This window comes from Alloalcanivorax mobilis (assembly GCF_002864685.1).
Taxonomy (GTDB): Bacteria; Pseudomonadota; Gammaproteobacteria; order Pseudomonadales; family Alcanivoracaceae; genus Alloalcanivorax; species Alloalcanivorax mobilis.
Map to the genome: position 1 here is coordinate 26,408 of NZ_NMQZ01000021.1, position 15,876 is coordinate 42,283.

Below are 15,876 nucleotides of genomic sequence, written 5' to 3' on the forward strand. Positions count from 1 at the left end.
GGCACCGCCCTTACCTGCGTCACATGGGGCGGCCCGGTCACGCGCCAGAAACAGCTTCCCGTTAGTCTTTGATGAGGCGTAATTCCAGAGAGTACCTCTTTTCAGGCTCTTGATATAGTGTCGTCTTCATGAGACATTGTTATGGATAGTGCATCATGAAGGTTACGTTATGCCATCGCCTTATCGACCCTCCCCAGCCGTTCGCCGGGCCTTGCGTAAGGTCGGCGAGGACATTCGCGAAGCCCGTTTGCGGCGTAATCTGTCCATGGAAGTGGTGGCGGAGCGTGCCGCCACCTCCCGTGCCACTCTGACCCGGCTTGAAAAAGGCGATCCGGCGGTGAGCGCGGGGATTCTGGCCGGCGTGCTGCAAGCCCTGGGGATGCTGGTGCGTCTGGCGGATCTCGCTGATAGCGCCGAGGATCGGCAGGGTCTGGATATCAGCCGGGAGACGCTGCGTCAGCGTGCCTCATCGCCGCGCAACAGGGCCGCGAAGGATGAATGACATCGAGGTCTTTCTGGACTGGCGGCATCAATGCCGCCGCGTGGGCCTGATGCGCCGTCATGCCGGCCGGGGCCGCGAGACGGTAACCTTTGAGTACGCCCCCGAATGGCTGGTCGCGGACGACCGTTTTTCCATGGACCCGGCCTTGCCCGTGGGCCCGGGTGTGTTTCGCCCGCCGGCGGGCGCGGAAATGTTCGGCACGCTGGGCGATTCCGCGCCGGATACCTGGGGTCGCATGCTGATGCGCCGCCGCGAACGCCGTGCGGCGGAACGGGAAAGCCGCGCCGTGCGAACCCTTCATGAGAGCGACTTTCTGCTCGGCGTTTCCGACCTGACCCGCCTGGGGGCGCTGCGTTTTCGTTGGCGGGATGAACAGGAATTCCAGGCGCCGCAGCCGCATGGCGTGCCGGATTTGCTGGCCCTGGGCGAGTTGTTGGGCGCCTCGGAGCGGATCGTTCGTGGTGATGAGAGCGATGACGACCTGCGCATGATCTTCGCGCCCGGTTCTTCCCTGGGCGGTGCCCGACCCAAGGCATCGGTGATTGATCAGCATGGCCGTCTGGCGATCGCTAAATTTCCCAAGCAAACCGATGAATACTCTCTGGAACGCTGGGAAGCCGTGGCGCTGGATCTGGCGGCAAGCGCTGGCATCCGGACCGCTGCTCACAACCTGCACACGGTGACGGGTCGGCCGGTGCTGCTGTCCCGCCGGTTTGATCGCCACGGCGAGGAACGCATTCCGTTTCTCTCGGCGATGTCGATGACCGAGCATCGCGACGGTGAGCGCGGCAGCTATCTGGAAATCGTCGATGCGCTGGCCGAGCAGGGGGCCAATGCCCGTGGCGACCGGCTGGAGCTGTTCAAGAGAGTGGCGTTCTCGATTCTGGTTTCCAACGTGGACGACCATCTGAGGAACCACGGCTTTCTCTGGCAGGGCGGAGCCGGATGGTCGCTGTCACCTGCCTACGATCTCAACCCCACGCCCCAGGACCTGAAAGCCCGGGTGCTGGCCACCAACATCGACCTGGACGACGGCACCTGCTCCATCGACTTGCTGCGGTCGGTGGCGCAAGAGTTTTCCCTGAAACTGGACGACGCCGACCGGGAAATTCGCGCCGTGGCGCAAGCCTGCCTGGGCTGGCGGGAGGTGGCCAAAGAACGGGGCGCTCCCGCCGTGGAGATTAAGCGGATGGAAAGCGCCTTTGAACATGAGGACTCGCGGGCCGCGCGCTCATTAGGGGCCTGAGACGACGCCACGGCCTGACGGCGACGGCAGCGGCTCCTGCATTCCCGCGCACGAACGCGCGATGCCCTTTACGCCCGCGCCGGCTCCGGCGGCAGGGTGCCCCCCGGAAACGCCAGCCGCAGGTTCTTCAGCCAGGTGGTGCCGAACTGCCGCCACAAGGGCGCGGAGTTGTACGGCAGGCCGTAGCGGTCGGCGAGCGCTTTGACGCGCGGCGCCACTTCCGGATAGCGGTTGCTGCACAGATCGGGAAACAGGTGATGCTCGATCTGGTGGCTCAGGTTGCCAGACATCACATGAAACAGCGGGCCGCCAGTGATGTTGGCGGAACCGAGCAACTGGCGGATGTACCACTGGCCACGGGATTCGCCTTCCACCTGTGCTTCGGTGAAGTTGTAGACGTCGGCGGGGAAATGCCCGCAGAAAATGATCACGAACGCCCAGATATTGCGGATGATGTTGGCGATGAAGTTGGCGCCGGCCACCAGCAGAAACACGGTGAGCGGAGATTCCGGCACAACCAGCGAAATCGGAACCGACACCAGCGCGGCGAGGCCCGGCCACATGATGTAATCCTTGCGCACTTGCCCCCAGATTTTCTGGCCGATGTGTTTCATCAGCGGCAGGATTTCCCTGGGTTTTTTCTTGCCTTCGCCCACGTCGATGATGGCCTGTTCGTGCAGTGATACGCCCTCTTCGAACAGCAGCATCAGCAGCACGAAGTACACGGGCTGAAGCAGGTAAGCAGGTTTCCAGGGCTGCATCGGGGTGACGCGCATGATGCCGTAGCCCACGTCCAGGTCTTTCTCGAGCACGTTGGTCCAGGTGTGATGCACCACATTGTGCGAGTACATCCAGCGATCCGACGGGCTCATGTTGTCCCACTCCCAGGTGTTGGACTGGATTTCCGGGTCTTTCATCCAGTCCCATTGGGCGTGCAGCACGTTGTGGGCGATTTCCATGTTTTCCAGAATCTTGGCGACACCCAGCATGATCACGCCCAGGGCCATCACCAGCACCGTGGTGCCCCAGCCGGCCAAGGCGTGCGGCCAGGCGGGCAGCAGGAACAGGCTGGCGTAGATCACCAGCCGGCCGAACAGCGCCATGCTGCGCTGAATGCGGATCAACCGCAGGATATAGAGCCGGTCCTTCTCGCCCCGGGACTCCAGGGTCTCGTAATAGATGGCGTCCATCTCGCGGCCGAATTCGTCGATTTGATCTTCCGTGAGATCCACGGGCAGCGGTCGTTTCGTGCTCATGCGGTTCTCCCTAGATATCCAGTTCGCAGTCGCCGGCGGTGGCGCACACGCACACCTGCACGATGGCGCCCGGCTCGTTGATGAAAGCGCCGCTGCGCAGGTCGCGCACGCAGCCGGATTTCAGTGTTGTATTGCAGGTATGGCAGATGCCCATACGGCAGCCGTGGGGCGGGTTCAGCCCGGCGTCCTCGGCGATGCGCAGCAGGTTGGTCTGGCCGTCCGCGTCCACGTCGAGATCGCTGCGCGCGAAGCGCACCTTGCCGCCCACCGCGTCGTCGGGGATCGGCGCCAACTCGGCGCGGAAGCGCTCGATGTGCAGGCGCTGTGACAGGCCCGCCTCTTCCCAGGTTTGTTCCAGCGCGGCCAGCAGGCCCGGCGGGCCGCACGCGTAGCAATCGCGCTCGCGCCAGTCGGGGCAGAACTGTTCCAGCCTTTCGCGGCTGAAGTGGGCGGCGTTGCCCTGCTCCTTGCGGGTGTGCACTTCGTGCAGACGGTAATGCGGCTGCTCGGCGTTCAGCTTGCGCAGCTCCTTGCCAAAAATGGTGTCGAACTCATGCGGCGCGTAGTGAATGTGCGTGGTGTTCGGCAGGCGCTGTTGCTGAATCAGGCTGCGCAGCATGCTCATCGCCGGGGTAATGCCGCTGCCGGCGGTAATGAACAGGGGTTGAATCGGCGACGCATCCGGCAGATAAAAGTCGCCCTGGGGCAGGCCCACCGGAACGTAATCGCCGACCTTGAGATTGCGCACGATGTGGTGCGACAGACGGCCGCCGTCGATCTTTTTCACGGTAATGGTGAAGCAACCGTCATCGCGTTCCGGCGGCGAGGAAATAGTGTAGGTACGGGTGTAGTGCCGCCCCTGCACCGGAATGCCCACGCGGATGTGCTGGCCGGGCCGGTGCAGCCGCCAGTGGGCCCCGGGCTTCAGGGTAAGGGTGCGGGAGTCCTGGGTTTCGTCCCACACCGCCACCACCCGGGCATGCAGACGGTGCGTGCTCCACAGCGGGTTGACCAACTCCACGTAATGGGAGGTACGCAGCGGGTAGGCGAACATATCGGTGATCGCCGCCAGCTTGGCCAGCCAGCTTTTCGTTCTGGGGTGCTCTGGCATTGGAGTGGACATGCCTGACCTCCGGTTAAGGGTTTTGATTTTTATGTGTACGTGTGTTCACTTTATAGATGATGAGAGGATATGGGAAGAGGGCAATTTTTTTCAAGGTGCCGAATTACGCTGGCCGAGTGGATGAGGCTTGTGACAAGGGGCTTTGGCGGTTCGCCGTGGGCGCAGGTAAGAGTTTCAGGCCGGCGGGGATGTCGGTGACAATGGCATTGCTCCGCCAAGATGTGAACAGGCCCAAGGGGTTTTGCGGTCGGTTTTTTTGGGGTGGAGTTAGTCTCTCCATCCGGGGTCGGGCAACCGGGCCGGGCTGGCCAGGACACGCAAAAAGACGCCTCCGTGCGGGCTCGAGTCCGGCCGTCCATGGCCGGACACGGTCCTGGCCAGCCCGACCCGGTTGCCCGCCTTGACTTCGCCGACGGCTGCTTTGTCGTCAGCGTCGGCTTACTATCAAGCCACCGGGAACGTTCGATTAGATAACAGGTAGCGGATTGGAGAATACACGCGATGAAACACAAGGGAAGTTGCCACTGCGGCAACGTCAATATCGAGGTGAAAGGGGAGTGTCAGTCGGTGGTGGAATGCAATTGCTCGCATTGCAGCCGCAAGGGGTATCTGTTGTGGTTTGTGCCGCGCGCCGACGTGTCGGTCACCGCCGAAGACGGTGCGCTGAGTACTTACACGTTTAATAAACACGAAATCAAACATCACTTTTGCGCCACTTGCGGCTGCGCGCCTTTTGGCTTTGGTGCTCACGGCGGCGTTGAAATGGCGGCGATCAACGTGCGCTGCCTGGAAGGCATCGACCTGGCCGGGATAAAAAGACAACAGGTGGACGGTCGATCATCTTGACGTCGGCCACGGTCGGGCCCGTTGTCAGGGTCCGGGTGTCGCCATAAACCGTGACTTTCGCCATGATAGGGCTCCTTGTGGGCGCCGTGGATTCAAAAATACGCCGTGAACCCTTACTGTGCCATGGCTTTACTCTGTTCGGCGCCAGCGCCTTTTCGTTTGTGAACGGGAGAAAGATTCGATGACCGATGACACCTATACCCCGCCGACGGTTTGGAAATGGGAGCCGGGCAACGGTGGCAAGTTCGCCAACATCAACCGGCCCATCGCCGGCGCCACCCACGACAAGGATCTGCCGGTGGGTAAACACCCCCTCCAGGTGTATTCCCTGGCCACGCCCAATGGCGTCAAGGTCACGGTGATGCTCGAAGAGCTGCTGGCCATGGGCCACAAGGACGCCGAGTACGACGCTTGGCTGATCAACATTGGCGAGGGCGATCAATTCGGCAGTGGTTTCGTGGCGGCCAACCCCAACTCCAAGATTCCGGCGATGATGGACCACAGCGTCACGCCGCCCCAGCGGGTGTTCGAAACCGCCTCCATCGTGTTGTATCTGGCGGAAAAATTCGGCGCCCTGATCCCCAAGGGGCACGCGGAGCGCACCGAATGCATGAACTGGCTGTTCTGGCAGCAGGGCGCGGCGCCGGTTCTGGGCGGTGGTTTTGGCCATTTCTATGCCTACGCGCCGGAAAAATATCAGTACCCCATTGATCGTTACACCATGGAAGTGAAGCGCCAGCTCGACGTGCTCGACCGGCACCTGGCCGACAACGCCTGGCTGGCCGGCGACGAATACAGCATCGCCGATGTCGCCACCTGGCCCTGGTACGGCCAACTGGTGCTCGGCCGGCTCTACAGCGCCGCTGAATTCCTTGATGTCACCTCGTACAAAAACGTCATGCGCTGGGCCAAGGAGATCGATGCCCGCCCCGCGGTGCAGCGCGGTCGCAAGGTCAACCGCACCTTCGGTGATCCGCAGACGCAACTGCGTGAACGGCACGACGCCAGCGATTTCGATCAGCTCGCGGGCCAATAAGCGCATTTTCAATGCGCCTACCGGACCCGGGGCAAAGTGCCCCGAGGCGCTGTTCAAAGCCTGCTTAGAGGAAACCGATGACTCTGCAAGGGACCGCGCGGGTTGAAGACTATATCGTCGCGCAACGCATGCACGGCCTGTTCCGCTGGCGCTGGACGCTGGTGGTGGCCCTGCTGCTCGCCGTGGCGCTGTGGGCGTTTACCCGCGATCTTCCCGCTGTCGTCACCGGCCTGGTGGTTTATGTGCTGTTGTCAGGGCTGATGTACTTGTGGCCCTGGCGCGCGCGCAAGAATTTCAGGGAATACAAGGCGCTCTCCGAACCGCAGACCATCCACGTTAGCGAAGAGGGGCTGTCGATCACGCAGCCTTCCGCCGAGGGCCGCCTGCCATGGGATCACATTGTTAAGTGGCGGCGCGGCAAGCGGGTGATATTGATCTACCCGGCGCGCAATCTGTTCTACATGCTCCCCGCCCACTTCTTCGCCGATCAGGACCAGATGGACCGCTTTGCCACCCTGCTGCAACAGCACGTGGGCAAAGCCCGATAGCCGTTCGTCAGTCCGCTCCGCGTGACTGAAAATCTCCTTATCGCCGATAAATCGCGCAAAAAATAAAGAGCGAACAGCGCTTTTCAGAAATCATAATGCCTATTCGCAAATAAATTGTTAAATGGATTTGCGTTGTATTAAATGAAGCCGCTTTGCGTTTTTTCATAACAACAAAAGCGGCTGCGGAAGGCTCGGTATAAAGGCTCGCTGCAACACGGCGTCGTCTTGCCATTCGTTGGCCCATGAGGGGGACGTATGGAAGCGGGCTTTGGCTTTTCCGTGGTGATACCGGCGTACAACTATGGTTACTGCCTTGAGCGGGCGGTGCTGTCGGCGCTCGATCAGGACGACGGCGCCCTGGAAGTGATCGTGATCGACGACGGCTCCACCGACAACACCGACCAGGTGATGGCCACGCTGGCCGAACGGCACGGCCACCGGCTGACGCTCCTGCGCCAGCACAATCAAGGGCAGGCGGCGGTGCGTAACCGCGGCGTGGTGGTGAGCCGCTACCCGTGGCTGATCTTTCTCGATGCCGACGACGAACTGCTGCCGGGCGCGCTGATCGCCCTGCGCCACGCGATTCGCGAAAATCCGCCATCGCGGCTGGTGATCGGCGGTTATCAGGTGGAAGAGCATGAGGTTGTGAAACGCCGCGAACCCGGCCCGGTGACCGACAACCCGGCGGACAATCTCAGCGCGTTCCTGAACAAACGGTTGAACATCTGCAACGGCGCCTGCGCCCTGCATCGCGGCTTATTCACCACGGTGCGCTATGAGCCCGGCCTGCGCCACACCGAAGACATTCCCTTCTTTGCCCGCGTGCTCGCCCACTACCCCACCACCGGCATCGACACACCACTGGCCAGGATTCACAAACACCCCGACAGCCTGCGCCACGACCTCACCGCCGCGCTGCGCGTCGGCATGGACCTGGAAGCGAGCATCTTCGACCACGCCCTGCCGCCCTGGGCGGCCGCGTTACGTCGCCCCTACCGCGCCCACCGCGCCCTGTCACTGCTTAAACTCGCCCACCGCCAACACCGCCCGGACCTGGTAAGGCACTACTTCCGCATCGCCCTGCGCGCGGACTTCCGAAAAGCTTTGCGTCCGCGCTTTCTGCGGCGGTATGTGTACAGCTTCATCGCGGCCGGTGATGCCGGCGCCATGTTCCGATCCAATGACTGAAAACTGAACACTGAAAACCGCCCTCCCCTACTTCTTCTTCCCCAACTTCTCCAACACCATCAACGCATCCATATAGTTGGCCAGGTTTTCCAGGTAGGCGGGGGCGGTGTCGCGTAGGGTTTCCAGGGCGCGGGTGACTTGCCGTTGGGCGTTGAGGGGGCCGGCGTCGCCGGGGGTGTCGGCGATGGCGTGGTGGACACGCTGGCGGGTGTGCAGGCGGGCCTGGGCGTCGCGCAGGTGGCGCAGGGCTTTCAGTTCCCGGCGTGGCGTTTGCGCATCCTGTTCAAGCAGGCGGTGTTGTTGCTGTAGCGCGGCGTCCAGGGAGGTCGCGGGTGCCGGGGCCGGGTCGGCGTCACTGTTGTGCAGGGCCCTGAGCAGGCCGGTGAGCGGGGACGGAGTGCGTTGCCGCTGGCGGATCAGCCGGCGCAGGGCGTCGAACTCGCCGTTTTCCAAGTGGTGTTCAAGGGCGGTGCGGTGGGCGTCATCGGCGTGGCCGGCGTCGTCGAGCAGCGCCCGGGCTTGCGCTTTCTGGTTCAGAAATTCCGCTTCGAAATCGGCCAGTGCCTGTTGCAGTTTGCGCAACTGAGCAGGGGCTGGCTGGCGGTCGCCGGCGAGCCGTTCGGCGAGGCTTTGCAGGTAGCGAAAGCGCGCCGGGCGGTGCCGGTGGGCGCCTTGGCGTTCAAGCGCCCGGAGCCGCTGTTCGGTGCCCGCGTCACTCATTGCCGCTGGCCTCATTGCTGGCGCGCGGCACGGTGGTGATTTCCACGCGCCGGTTCTTGGCGCGGGAGGCGTTGTCCTGGTTGGGCACCACCGGCTGATTGTCGCCGAAGGCGGCGGCGAAGATGCGCTCCGCGGGAATGCCCTGGGCGATCAGGGTGCGGGTAACGGTGAGTGCGCGTTGCGCGGACAGCCCCCAGTTGTCGGCGTAGCGGGGGTTGTCTTTCTGAATCGCCAGGTCGTCGGTGAAGCCGCTCACCATCAGCAGTTCGTCGTGCTCGCTCAGGTAGGCGCGCAGCGGTGCCACCAGGGTGCGCAGCAACGCCTCGCCGTTGGGTTGCAGCTGGTCGGCATTGAGCGCGAACAGCACGCTGCCGTTGATGCCGATGCGGCCGTTGTGGAACGAGATGCGGCCGCTGGCGAGCGGGTCGGCGAGGGCCTGTTCAAGGGTCTGGCGGCGTTGCTGTTCCGCCTGGCGCTGGGCTTTTTCCTGCTCCAGGGACTGGCTCAATTCAAGCTGAATGCCGATCACCCACACCAGCAACAGCACGAACAGCCCCACCAGCGCGGCCATCAGGTCGGAAAAGATCGCCCACACCGGCGTGGCGGGGGTGTCCTGGTCGTGCAGGTCATCCATCAGCGTGCCCCGCCGGCCGGCGGCTCGCTCTGACGCAGGGCGCCGAGGGTGTCGAGCACGTCTTTTTGCGAGGTCATGCTCAGGTCGATCACTTCGCGGGCCTGTTCCACGTAGTAGGCGAGCTGTTCGTCGCTGCGGGTGCTGGATTGCTGCAAGGCGGTTTCGATGCTTTGCAGGTTTTCCACCAGCTTGTCGTTGGCGTCGCTGAACACCTGCACGGCGGTGGCGAAGGCGTCGCTGAGGCTGGCCACCTCGTGCGCGCTGCCGGTGACCTCGGCGGCCACCTGATCAAGCTTGCCGGCCTGTTCATCAATGCGGGTGGAGAACGCCTGGCCGGTGTCGGTGAGCACCCGGCTGGCGTCGCGGATCAGGGTTTCAATTGCTTCGCGCTGGGCGCCGGCGGCGTCGCGTTGGGCGCTGAGCAGGGTGTCCAGCTCGGCCATGATGCGGCGGCGTTCCTCCAGCAGCTCGTTGTCACGTTCGCTGTTGCGGGTGATCTCCGAGCGCAGCTTGGCGATCACCTCGGCGGCGGCCTTGGGGGTCTCCGAGGCGGTTTCGATCAGCCGGGTCATGGGCGCTTCCAGGGCCGTGCCCAGTGCCGCCAGATGATCGGCGACGGTGTGTTCCAGGTCGGCCAGCCGTTCACCGGCGGCCGTGGCCCGTTGCGCTTCCTGATCGCGCAGGCGGCTGAGTGCGTCGCCGACCTGGGTAACCAGAGTGTCCAATCCGTTGCGCTGGCCGTCGAGCAGTTCGCTGGCGGTGCGCTGAAACTGTTGATTGTGGCCGCTCAGGGCGGCGCCGATTTCACTGATCAAAGCGCTGCCGCCGCGTTGCTGTTCGTTGAGCCCGGCGCGCCAGCTCTCGCTGGCCTGCTCGGTGCTGGCCTGGAAGCGTTCGGCAAGGGTGGCCAGATGTTGCTCGCTGGTGTGGTGCAGGTGCTGCTGTTGCTCACGCACCTGCTTGAGCAGGGCGTCGCCGTGCTTCTGAAACTGCTCGCCCTGGCGCGCCAAAGAGGTGGCGACGGTGTCGGCGAGCCGTTCGCTGGTGTGCTGCTGGGCCTGCAGGCCGGTGCGCCAGTGTTCGCTGGCCTGTTCGGTGGTGCGTTCAAAGCGCTCGCCCAGTTGTTGCAGATACTGCGCGCTGCTGGCGTGCAGGGCCTCATGGTGGGCGCGGGTGTGCGTCAGCAATTGTTCGCCGTGGCGCTGGAACTGATCGTTGTGGGTTTGCAGGGACGCGTGCACCGATTCCGCCAGCCGGTCGCTGGCGGCGTGCTGTTCGGTGAGGCCGGCGCGCCAGTGTTCGGCGGCTTGCTCGGTGGTGGCTTGGAAGCGTTCGGCGAGGCCGGCCAGGCGGCTGTCGGTGATTTCGCCGAGACGCTGGTGGGTGCGCTCGACCTGCTGATTAAGACGCTCCAGCGCTTGCTCCATCACCGGGCGGGCGCTCTCGGCGGCGAGCCGCCCGCTTTCCGCCAGGCTGTGGCCCAGGGTGTCGCTCACCGAGCGGGCCAGGGCCTGATAATGGCCGTTGATGTCGTCGTGGAAACGCTGCTGATTGGCGGTGAGCGCGTTGCCCAACTGATCGCCCATGGTTTCCATGCGGCTGGCCAGGGCGTTCAGGCTTTCCACCACGGCGGGCAAGGCGCCGGCTTGTTGTTGCAGTGCGCGGTAGGCTTCCTGGCGCTGGTATTTGGACGACAGCGGGCGCAGCCCCTGCTGAATCAGCCCGTCCAATTCGCGGGTGGCGAGCAGCCGGTCGCGGCGGCTGAGTACCGCCGCCAGGCCCAGCATGGCGGAGGCCGCGACCCCGGCGATGGAGGTGCCGAAGGCCAGGCTCATGCCCTGGATGGGCGCGGCCAGCGCGCTGCGAATGGCGTGCAGCTCGGAGCCACCTTCCAGTGCGGTGACCGCGCCCCGTAGGGTCACGATCATGCCGATAAAAGTGCCCAACAGGCCCATCATCACCAGCAGGCCGGTGAGATAAGGGGTCAGTACCGGGCCGGGCAGCGCCACCGGTTCACCGTCGATGCGCCGGGCCACGGCACCGCGCAGGGCGGCGGGCAGCCCGGCCAGCCAGCCGGTCAGGGTGTCCTGGTTGGTGGGTGGCGAGCGCAGTTGTTCGGCCAGCCCGCGGGTGGCGCGGCGAAAATGCCGCAACTCGAGAAAACCAAGCCCGTAAACGGCGGCGATCAGCAGGGTGGCGGCCAGGGCGATCAATTGACCGCCGACAAAGCCGAGCCCCACCCAGATCACGGCGAGGGCGCCCAGGGCAAAGACCAGTGCGAACAGGAAAGGTGTCATCGGGGGTCGTGGTCCTCTTGATTCAGTGCGTCCAGCAGGCCCTGCACGGGTTGCAGCCGGGTTTCCAGTTCCGCCAGCAGCATCAGGCGCATTTCCTGGCAGAAGCGATGCAGCCAGGCGCCCGGCGCCAGCCATGCGGCCGGGTCTTGCTGAAGGGCGTCGGGCTGGCGCTCGCGATGCTCGCGCCAGAGCGCGCGGAAGCGCCGCTCCAGCACGGCGGGCAGGGCATCGAAGCCGCGCCGGCCGTAGCCGGCCAGGGCGTTGTCGAACACCGCGTCCAGCGCCGCCAGTTGCGCCTGTTCCGGGCCGAGCCCGGCGAGTACCTGGCGCAGGCGCAGGCGCAACGGTTGGATCGAAGCGATTTGCTGGCGCTGGTGGCCAAGGTAAAAGCGCTGATAGGGCTTGAAGGATGGGCCCGCTGCGTTGGTTTCCGGCGGCGGCAGGCGCAGGGCGGCGCTGCCGCCGTCGCTGAAGGCTTCGGCGATGCGCGCCACTTGGGAGTCGCGGAGTTGATCGGCATCCTCGCGCAGCCGTCGCGCCAGATCCGGCTGCGGTGCGAAGGGCCCGGCCGGGTAGTGCTGGCGGGCGTGATCCAGCGCGATGGTGTCGGGCAGGTCGAACAGGCGGCCCAGGCGCTCGGCGAAACTGCCCGCCGGCGGCGCCGCTTTGCGCCCCTCCAGGGTAGCGAGCAAGCGCACCAGCCTGGCGCTGTAGGCGGCGGTGGGCGCCGAGGTCTGCTTCCTATGCATGGTGTTGCTCATCGTTGCCGCGAGGGCGGGTAAAGAGTGTGGCGCCGATGCGATGCGGGCGCATCGGCAAGCCGCCCATTCTAATCAACTCGGCCGGCGCCACCAATGCGCGTGCGGGAATCCGTGCGGTGGCGGGCGCCGTGACCGACCGGAGGCGGGCAGCCGGGCGCTCAGGACACCGCCACCTCGGCGGGAAAGTGGCGGATTCTCAGGGTCAGGCAGAGGCCGCCCAGCAAGGCGGCGCAGGAAAAGCCGATGGCGGCCTGAAAGCCGCCGCTGGCTTCGATCAGCCAGCCGGCCACCGCCGGGCCGATAAACTGGCCGCCGGCGAAGAACAGCGTCACGTAGCTGAAGGTAATCGGAATATGCCGGGGCGCCACCTGATCGGTGCTGGCGGCCTGAACCATGGTGAACAGGCCGTTCATGGCGCAGCCCATGATCAGAAAATGGGCGAAGAAAAACGGGAAAACGGGGTCCACCAGTGGCAGTGCCATGGCCACGGTCACCGCCGCCATCGACAGCAACAGCGCATTGCCGCGCCCCCAGGTGTCCGACAGCGTGCCCCACAACGGGCCGCTGGCCACCGACAGCAGCCCGTTCATGGCCATCAGCCAGCCGGCGGTGGTGGGCGCCAGCCCCGACTCTTCGGCGAAGCTGACCATGAAAATCGCCTGGATGATGTAGATCATGCCGACGATGCCATACACCACCGCCACCGTGATCACCCGGCCATTGCCGTAGATGCGCCATTTATCCACCTCCGGTGGCGCCTGCTCATGGTGGCCATCGAACGCCGGTGGATCGTACACCCCAAGCGTCACCAGCACGCTGACCAGCGCGCCGATCACCGCGAACACCCCCCACGCCGCCCGCCAGCCCTGGGCGCCGAGCCACTCGCTGAGCCAGGGCACCAGCAGGCCGGTCAGAAACAGGCCGGCGCCGACGCCCGCGCCCATGCAGCCAATCACCAGCCCGCGCCGGTGCGGATACCAGGTGGCCAGCAACGAAATCATCGGCGCGAAACAAAAGGCGGTGCCGATGCCGAGCAGGACCATCAACACCACGATCACCGGGTAGCCGTTGGCGAACGCCAGCCCGGTGAAGCCGAGGGTCACCGTCAGCAAGCCGCCGATCACCGCCTTGCGCGCCCCCCAGCGGCTGGCGGCGACGCCGCCGAGCAGCACGAACAGCAAATAGCCGAGTGCCGTGATCGTGCCCAGATTGCCCGCCTGCCGATAACTCAGGCCGAGAGCGTCGCGCATGGGCGGCAGGATCAACCCATAGGCCAGGCGCGCGAACACAATCGTCACCAGCGACACCAGCATGCCGGACACCACCATGACAACGGCATTGGGGCGGGATGACGTGGTGCGACGCAAGTTCATGGGCGGACGATCCGGGCGGCTGGCTGGGAAAGAGCGCGCCTACTCTACAACAGTTCGCCGGGCATCGCGTTGCTGGCGAGCGGGCGATGTCTTACCTCATCGGTGGTGATTCGCTGATACCGGATCAACGGTGGGGAGGCTTCAATGGCAAGACGTTATTTATAGCTTGGAATTTGAAACCTGATACGTAACGGGTTGCGTTAATGATAGCTGCATTCAAGCATAACGGTTTGGCTGTTTTTTTGGTTCATCGCGCTTTAGCGGGAAATCCATGCGGGAGGTTTCTATCCGGGACGCGCATCTGTGCGGGTGCCTTCCGGGATCGCTCGAGCCATCCATGGGCGCTCCCGTTTTTGGCATCCCTGCCAAAAAGGGTCCCGGAAGGCACCCACACAGCTCCGCTTCCAGGTAGCGGAACCGGTCCGGGTACCAACAACGATGAACCGGGGTGGGTGGTGGTGGCGACTGCGCAGAACCCAACTTTAAGCCGCCCCCCGGCTGGAGCGAAACGGATGGTGGCGGCGTGACACGGGGCCTGTCAGCAACAACCGAAGGGTTCAGGCGCCGGCGGCGCTGAGCCGCGCCAGCAGGATGATCACGGTCACCGCCAGCACCAGGGCGATGCCTTGCCATGCACGTACCGGATCACGTTCGATCAGCGGCAGCGGGCCGCGGGCGAGGAATTCCCGGCGCGGGTGGTGCAGGTCGAACAGGAATTCCGAGAGCGCCGGATAGCGTTTGTTGGGGTCCGGTTGCACCGCCCGCTTTACGGCCTCGTTGACCCACGCCGGCACGTCCTGGCGATCACGCAGCCCGGTGCCGTAGCGCAACCGGTTCTGCGCGGCGCGGGTGGTGCATTTGGCCACCTGGGCGCCGTAGGGCAGGGCGCCGGTGAGCAACTGGTAAGTGATCACGCCGAGGGAAAACAAATCCGAGCGGGCGCTGCCCGGCTGGCCGAGGAAGTACTCCGGGGCGGTGTATTGGGCGGTGCCCAGCAGGGCGTCGTGGTGGCGGGCGGGGTCGGCTTCGACCAGGCCGGCGACCCGCGTGGAGCCGAAATCGATCAGGGTCACGGTGCCGGTGGCGTCGATCATGATGTTCGCCGGGCGCAGGTCCTGGTGCAGCATTTCCAGGCGGTGAAAGGCGCGCAGACCGTTGGCGATCTGCCCGATCAGGCCGCGTACCGTGGCCAGGTCCGGGGTGGGGTGGTCGATCATCCATTGTTGAAGGGTCTGGCCGTCGATGAAGTCCATCACCGTATAGATCGCCTGGCGCGGCCGCGCCGCCGGCGGCGCCTTGAGAACGTGGGGGCTGTTGATCCGGCGCGCCACCCATTCCTCCATCAGCAGCCGTTCCAGATAGCGCGGGTCATCACGCAGGTCCAGCGAAGGCACTTTCAGCGCCACCACGGCACTGTTGTGGTCGTCCTTGGCGAGGTAAACGTGGCTGCGGCTGCTGGCGTGCAGTTCGCGGATCACGGTGTAGCCGTCGAAGCGCGCCCGCGCCTCCAGTAACGGCGCCGGCGGCAATTGGCCGATGTGCTCAAGCCGTTCGCCGGCGTCCGGGGCGGGCCAGTCATCAACGCGCACCAGCTGCACGGTGAGGTTGTCGTCGCTGCCGCTTTGATAGGCGTGCTCGGCGATGGCCCGGGCGGCGCCATCGAGATCGCCCCGGTGCTGATGCACGGCCTCGGCCACCGTGTCCGCGTGCAAATACTCATGCACGCCGTCGGTGGCCAGCAGCCAGACCATGCCTTTGCTTAGCGGCAGCGTGTGGTAATCGATTTCCAGGTGTTGGTCGGCGCCCAAGGCGCGGGCCAGATAGCTGACCTGCGAGGAGGCGTGCAGCCGGTGGATGCGCGTTAGCGGCTCCAGGCGCTGGTTTTGCAAAACGAACACGCCGGCGTCACCGACGTGGAAAAGATGCGCGGTGGCGGATTTGAAGATCACCGCGCTGAAGGTGCACACGTAGCCTTTGTCCTGATCGTAGCGATACTGGCTTTGGCGGGTCTGGGCGTGCAGCCAGGAGTTGGTGGCGATCAGGACCCGCTGCGCGGCGGTTTTCACCGACCAGGCCTCGGGCGTACAGAAATAGTCTTCGAGAAAGCCGCCCACCGCCGCCTGGCTGGCGATCTGGCTGACGGCACTGCTGCTGATGCCATCGGCGAGTGCCACGGCGATGCCTTTACTGTGCAGCAATGGGGCTGGCGGAATCCGCGCGCCGTGGAAATCCTGGTTGACGGGCTTGCGGCCCGGGCTGGAATACTGGCCGATGGAAAGACGCAGCGTTTTGGGCCGGATGGCTGAAGGCATGGCGGTCGCCGGTGAACCCCGGCCGGAGCCGGGG

The 15,876-nt window shown here is 64.7% G+C and carries 14 protein-coding genes; 6 read left to right on the forward strand and 8 right to left on the reverse strand.

The window, feature by feature from the left end; all coding sequences use genetic code 11:
* The first annotated feature begins 169 nt into the window (after positions 1–169).
* The gene (locus tag CGS25_RS11595) at positions 170–502 is read left to right on the forward strand and encodes a helix-turn-helix domain-containing protein (protein ID WP_101675547.1); all 333 of its coding nucleotides are present in this window, start codon (positions 170–172) and stop codon (positions 500–502) included.
* Entirely contained in the window at positions 495–1,748 is a 1,254-nt protein-coding gene (locus tag CGS25_RS11600; RefSeq protein WP_101675548.1) for a type II toxin-antitoxin system HipA family toxin, read from the forward strand. The genes CGS25_RS11595 and CGS25_RS11600 overlap by 8 nt, the downstream gene beginning before the upstream one ends.
* 68 nt (positions 1,749–1,816) lie before the next feature.
* Here the strand turns inward: CGS25_RS11600 and CGS25_RS11605 are convergent, their stop codons facing one another.
* Together CGS25_RS11605 and CGS25_RS11610 are read right to left on the reverse strand one after the other, a co-directional pair.
* Positions 1,817–3,004, reverse strand: coding sequence for a fatty acid desaturase family protein (locus tag CGS25_RS11605; RefSeq protein ID WP_101675549.1), 1,188 nt, complete (start codon positions 3,002–3,004; stop codon positions 1,817–1,819).
* Positions 3,005–3,014: 10 nt separating this feature from the next.
* Positions 3,015–4,127 carry a ferredoxin reductase gene (locus CGS25_RS11610; protein ID WP_101675550.1) on the reverse strand — a complete coding sequence of 371 codons (1,113 nt, stop codon included), beginning with the start codon at positions 4,125–4,127 and terminating at the stop codon, positions 3,015–3,017.
* Between the two features lie 501 nt (positions 4,128–4,628).
* Here CGS25_RS11610 and CGS25_RS11615 point away from each other — a divergent pair.
* The 4 genes from CGS25_RS11615 (at position 4,629) to CGS25_RS11630 (ending at position 7,745) form a co-directional block, all read left to right on the forward strand.
* Positions 4,629–4,973, forward strand: coding sequence for a GFA family protein (locus tag CGS25_RS11615; RefSeq protein ID WP_089034148.1), 345 nt, complete (start codon positions 4,629–4,631; stop codon positions 4,971–4,973).
* Between the two features lie 181 nt (positions 4,974–5,154).
* Positions 5,155–6,009 (forward strand): glutathione-dependent disulfide-bond oxidoreductase, encoded by an 855-nt coding sequence (gene yghU / locus CGS25_RS11620; RefSeq protein ID WP_101675551.1) that lies wholly within the window; start codon positions 5,155–5,157, stop codon positions 6,007–6,009.
* A 77-nt stretch (positions 6,010–6,086) separates the two neighbouring features.
* Positions 6,087–6,557, forward strand: coding sequence for a YcxB family protein (locus CGS25_RS11625; protein ID WP_101675552.1), 471 nt, complete (start codon positions 6,087–6,089; stop codon positions 6,555–6,557).
* Positions 6,558–6,812: 255 nt separating this feature from the next.
* A complete protein-coding gene (locus CGS25_RS11630; RefSeq protein WP_101675553.1) occupies positions 6,813–7,745 on the forward strand; it encodes a glycosyltransferase family 2 protein in 933 nt (310 codons plus the stop codon).
* Positions 7,746–7,772: 27 nt separating this feature from the next.
* Here CGS25_RS11630 and CGS25_RS11635 read toward each other — a convergent pair whose 3' ends face one another.
* From CGS25_RS11635 to CGS25_RS11660, 6 genes are all read right to left on the reverse strand, one after another.
* Positions 7,773–8,465, reverse strand: a complete 693-nt coding sequence (locus tag CGS25_RS11635) for a DUF2894 domain-containing protein (RefSeq protein ID WP_157933816.1) — start codon at positions 8,463–8,465, stop codon at positions 7,773–7,775.
* Positions 8,458–9,099, reverse strand: coding sequence for an OmpA family protein (locus tag CGS25_RS11640; RefSeq protein ID WP_101675555.1), 642 nt, complete (start codon positions 9,097–9,099; stop codon positions 8,458–8,460). The genes CGS25_RS11635 and CGS25_RS11640 overlap by 8 nt, the downstream gene beginning before the upstream one ends.
* Positions 9,099–11,396 carry a DUF802 domain-containing protein gene (locus tag CGS25_RS11645; RefSeq protein WP_101675556.1) on the reverse strand — a complete coding sequence of 766 codons (2,298 nt, stop codon included), beginning with the start codon at positions 11,394–11,396 and terminating at the stop codon, positions 9,099–9,101. The genes CGS25_RS11640 and CGS25_RS11645 overlap by 1 nt, the downstream gene beginning before the upstream one ends.
* Positions 11,393–12,145 carry a DUF3348 family protein gene (locus CGS25_RS11650; RefSeq protein WP_157933817.1) on the reverse strand — a complete coding sequence of 251 codons (753 nt, stop codon included), beginning with the start codon at positions 12,143–12,145 and terminating at the stop codon, positions 11,393–11,395. The genes CGS25_RS11645 and CGS25_RS11650 overlap by 4 nt, the downstream gene beginning before the upstream one ends.
* A gap of 170 nt (positions 12,146–12,315) precedes the next feature.
* Complete coding sequence (locus CGS25_RS11655) at positions 12,316–13,530, reverse strand: MFS transporter (protein WP_101675557.1); 1,215 nt, start codon at positions 13,528–13,530, stop codon at positions 12,316–12,318.
* A gap of 557 nt (positions 13,531–14,087) precedes the next feature.
* Positions 14,088–15,842 (reverse strand): bifunctional protein-serine/threonine kinase/phosphatase, encoded by a 1,755-nt coding sequence (locus CGS25_RS11660; protein WP_101675558.1) that lies wholly within the window; start codon positions 15,840–15,842, stop codon positions 14,088–14,090.
* Positions 15,843–15,876 lie beyond the last annotated feature (34 nt).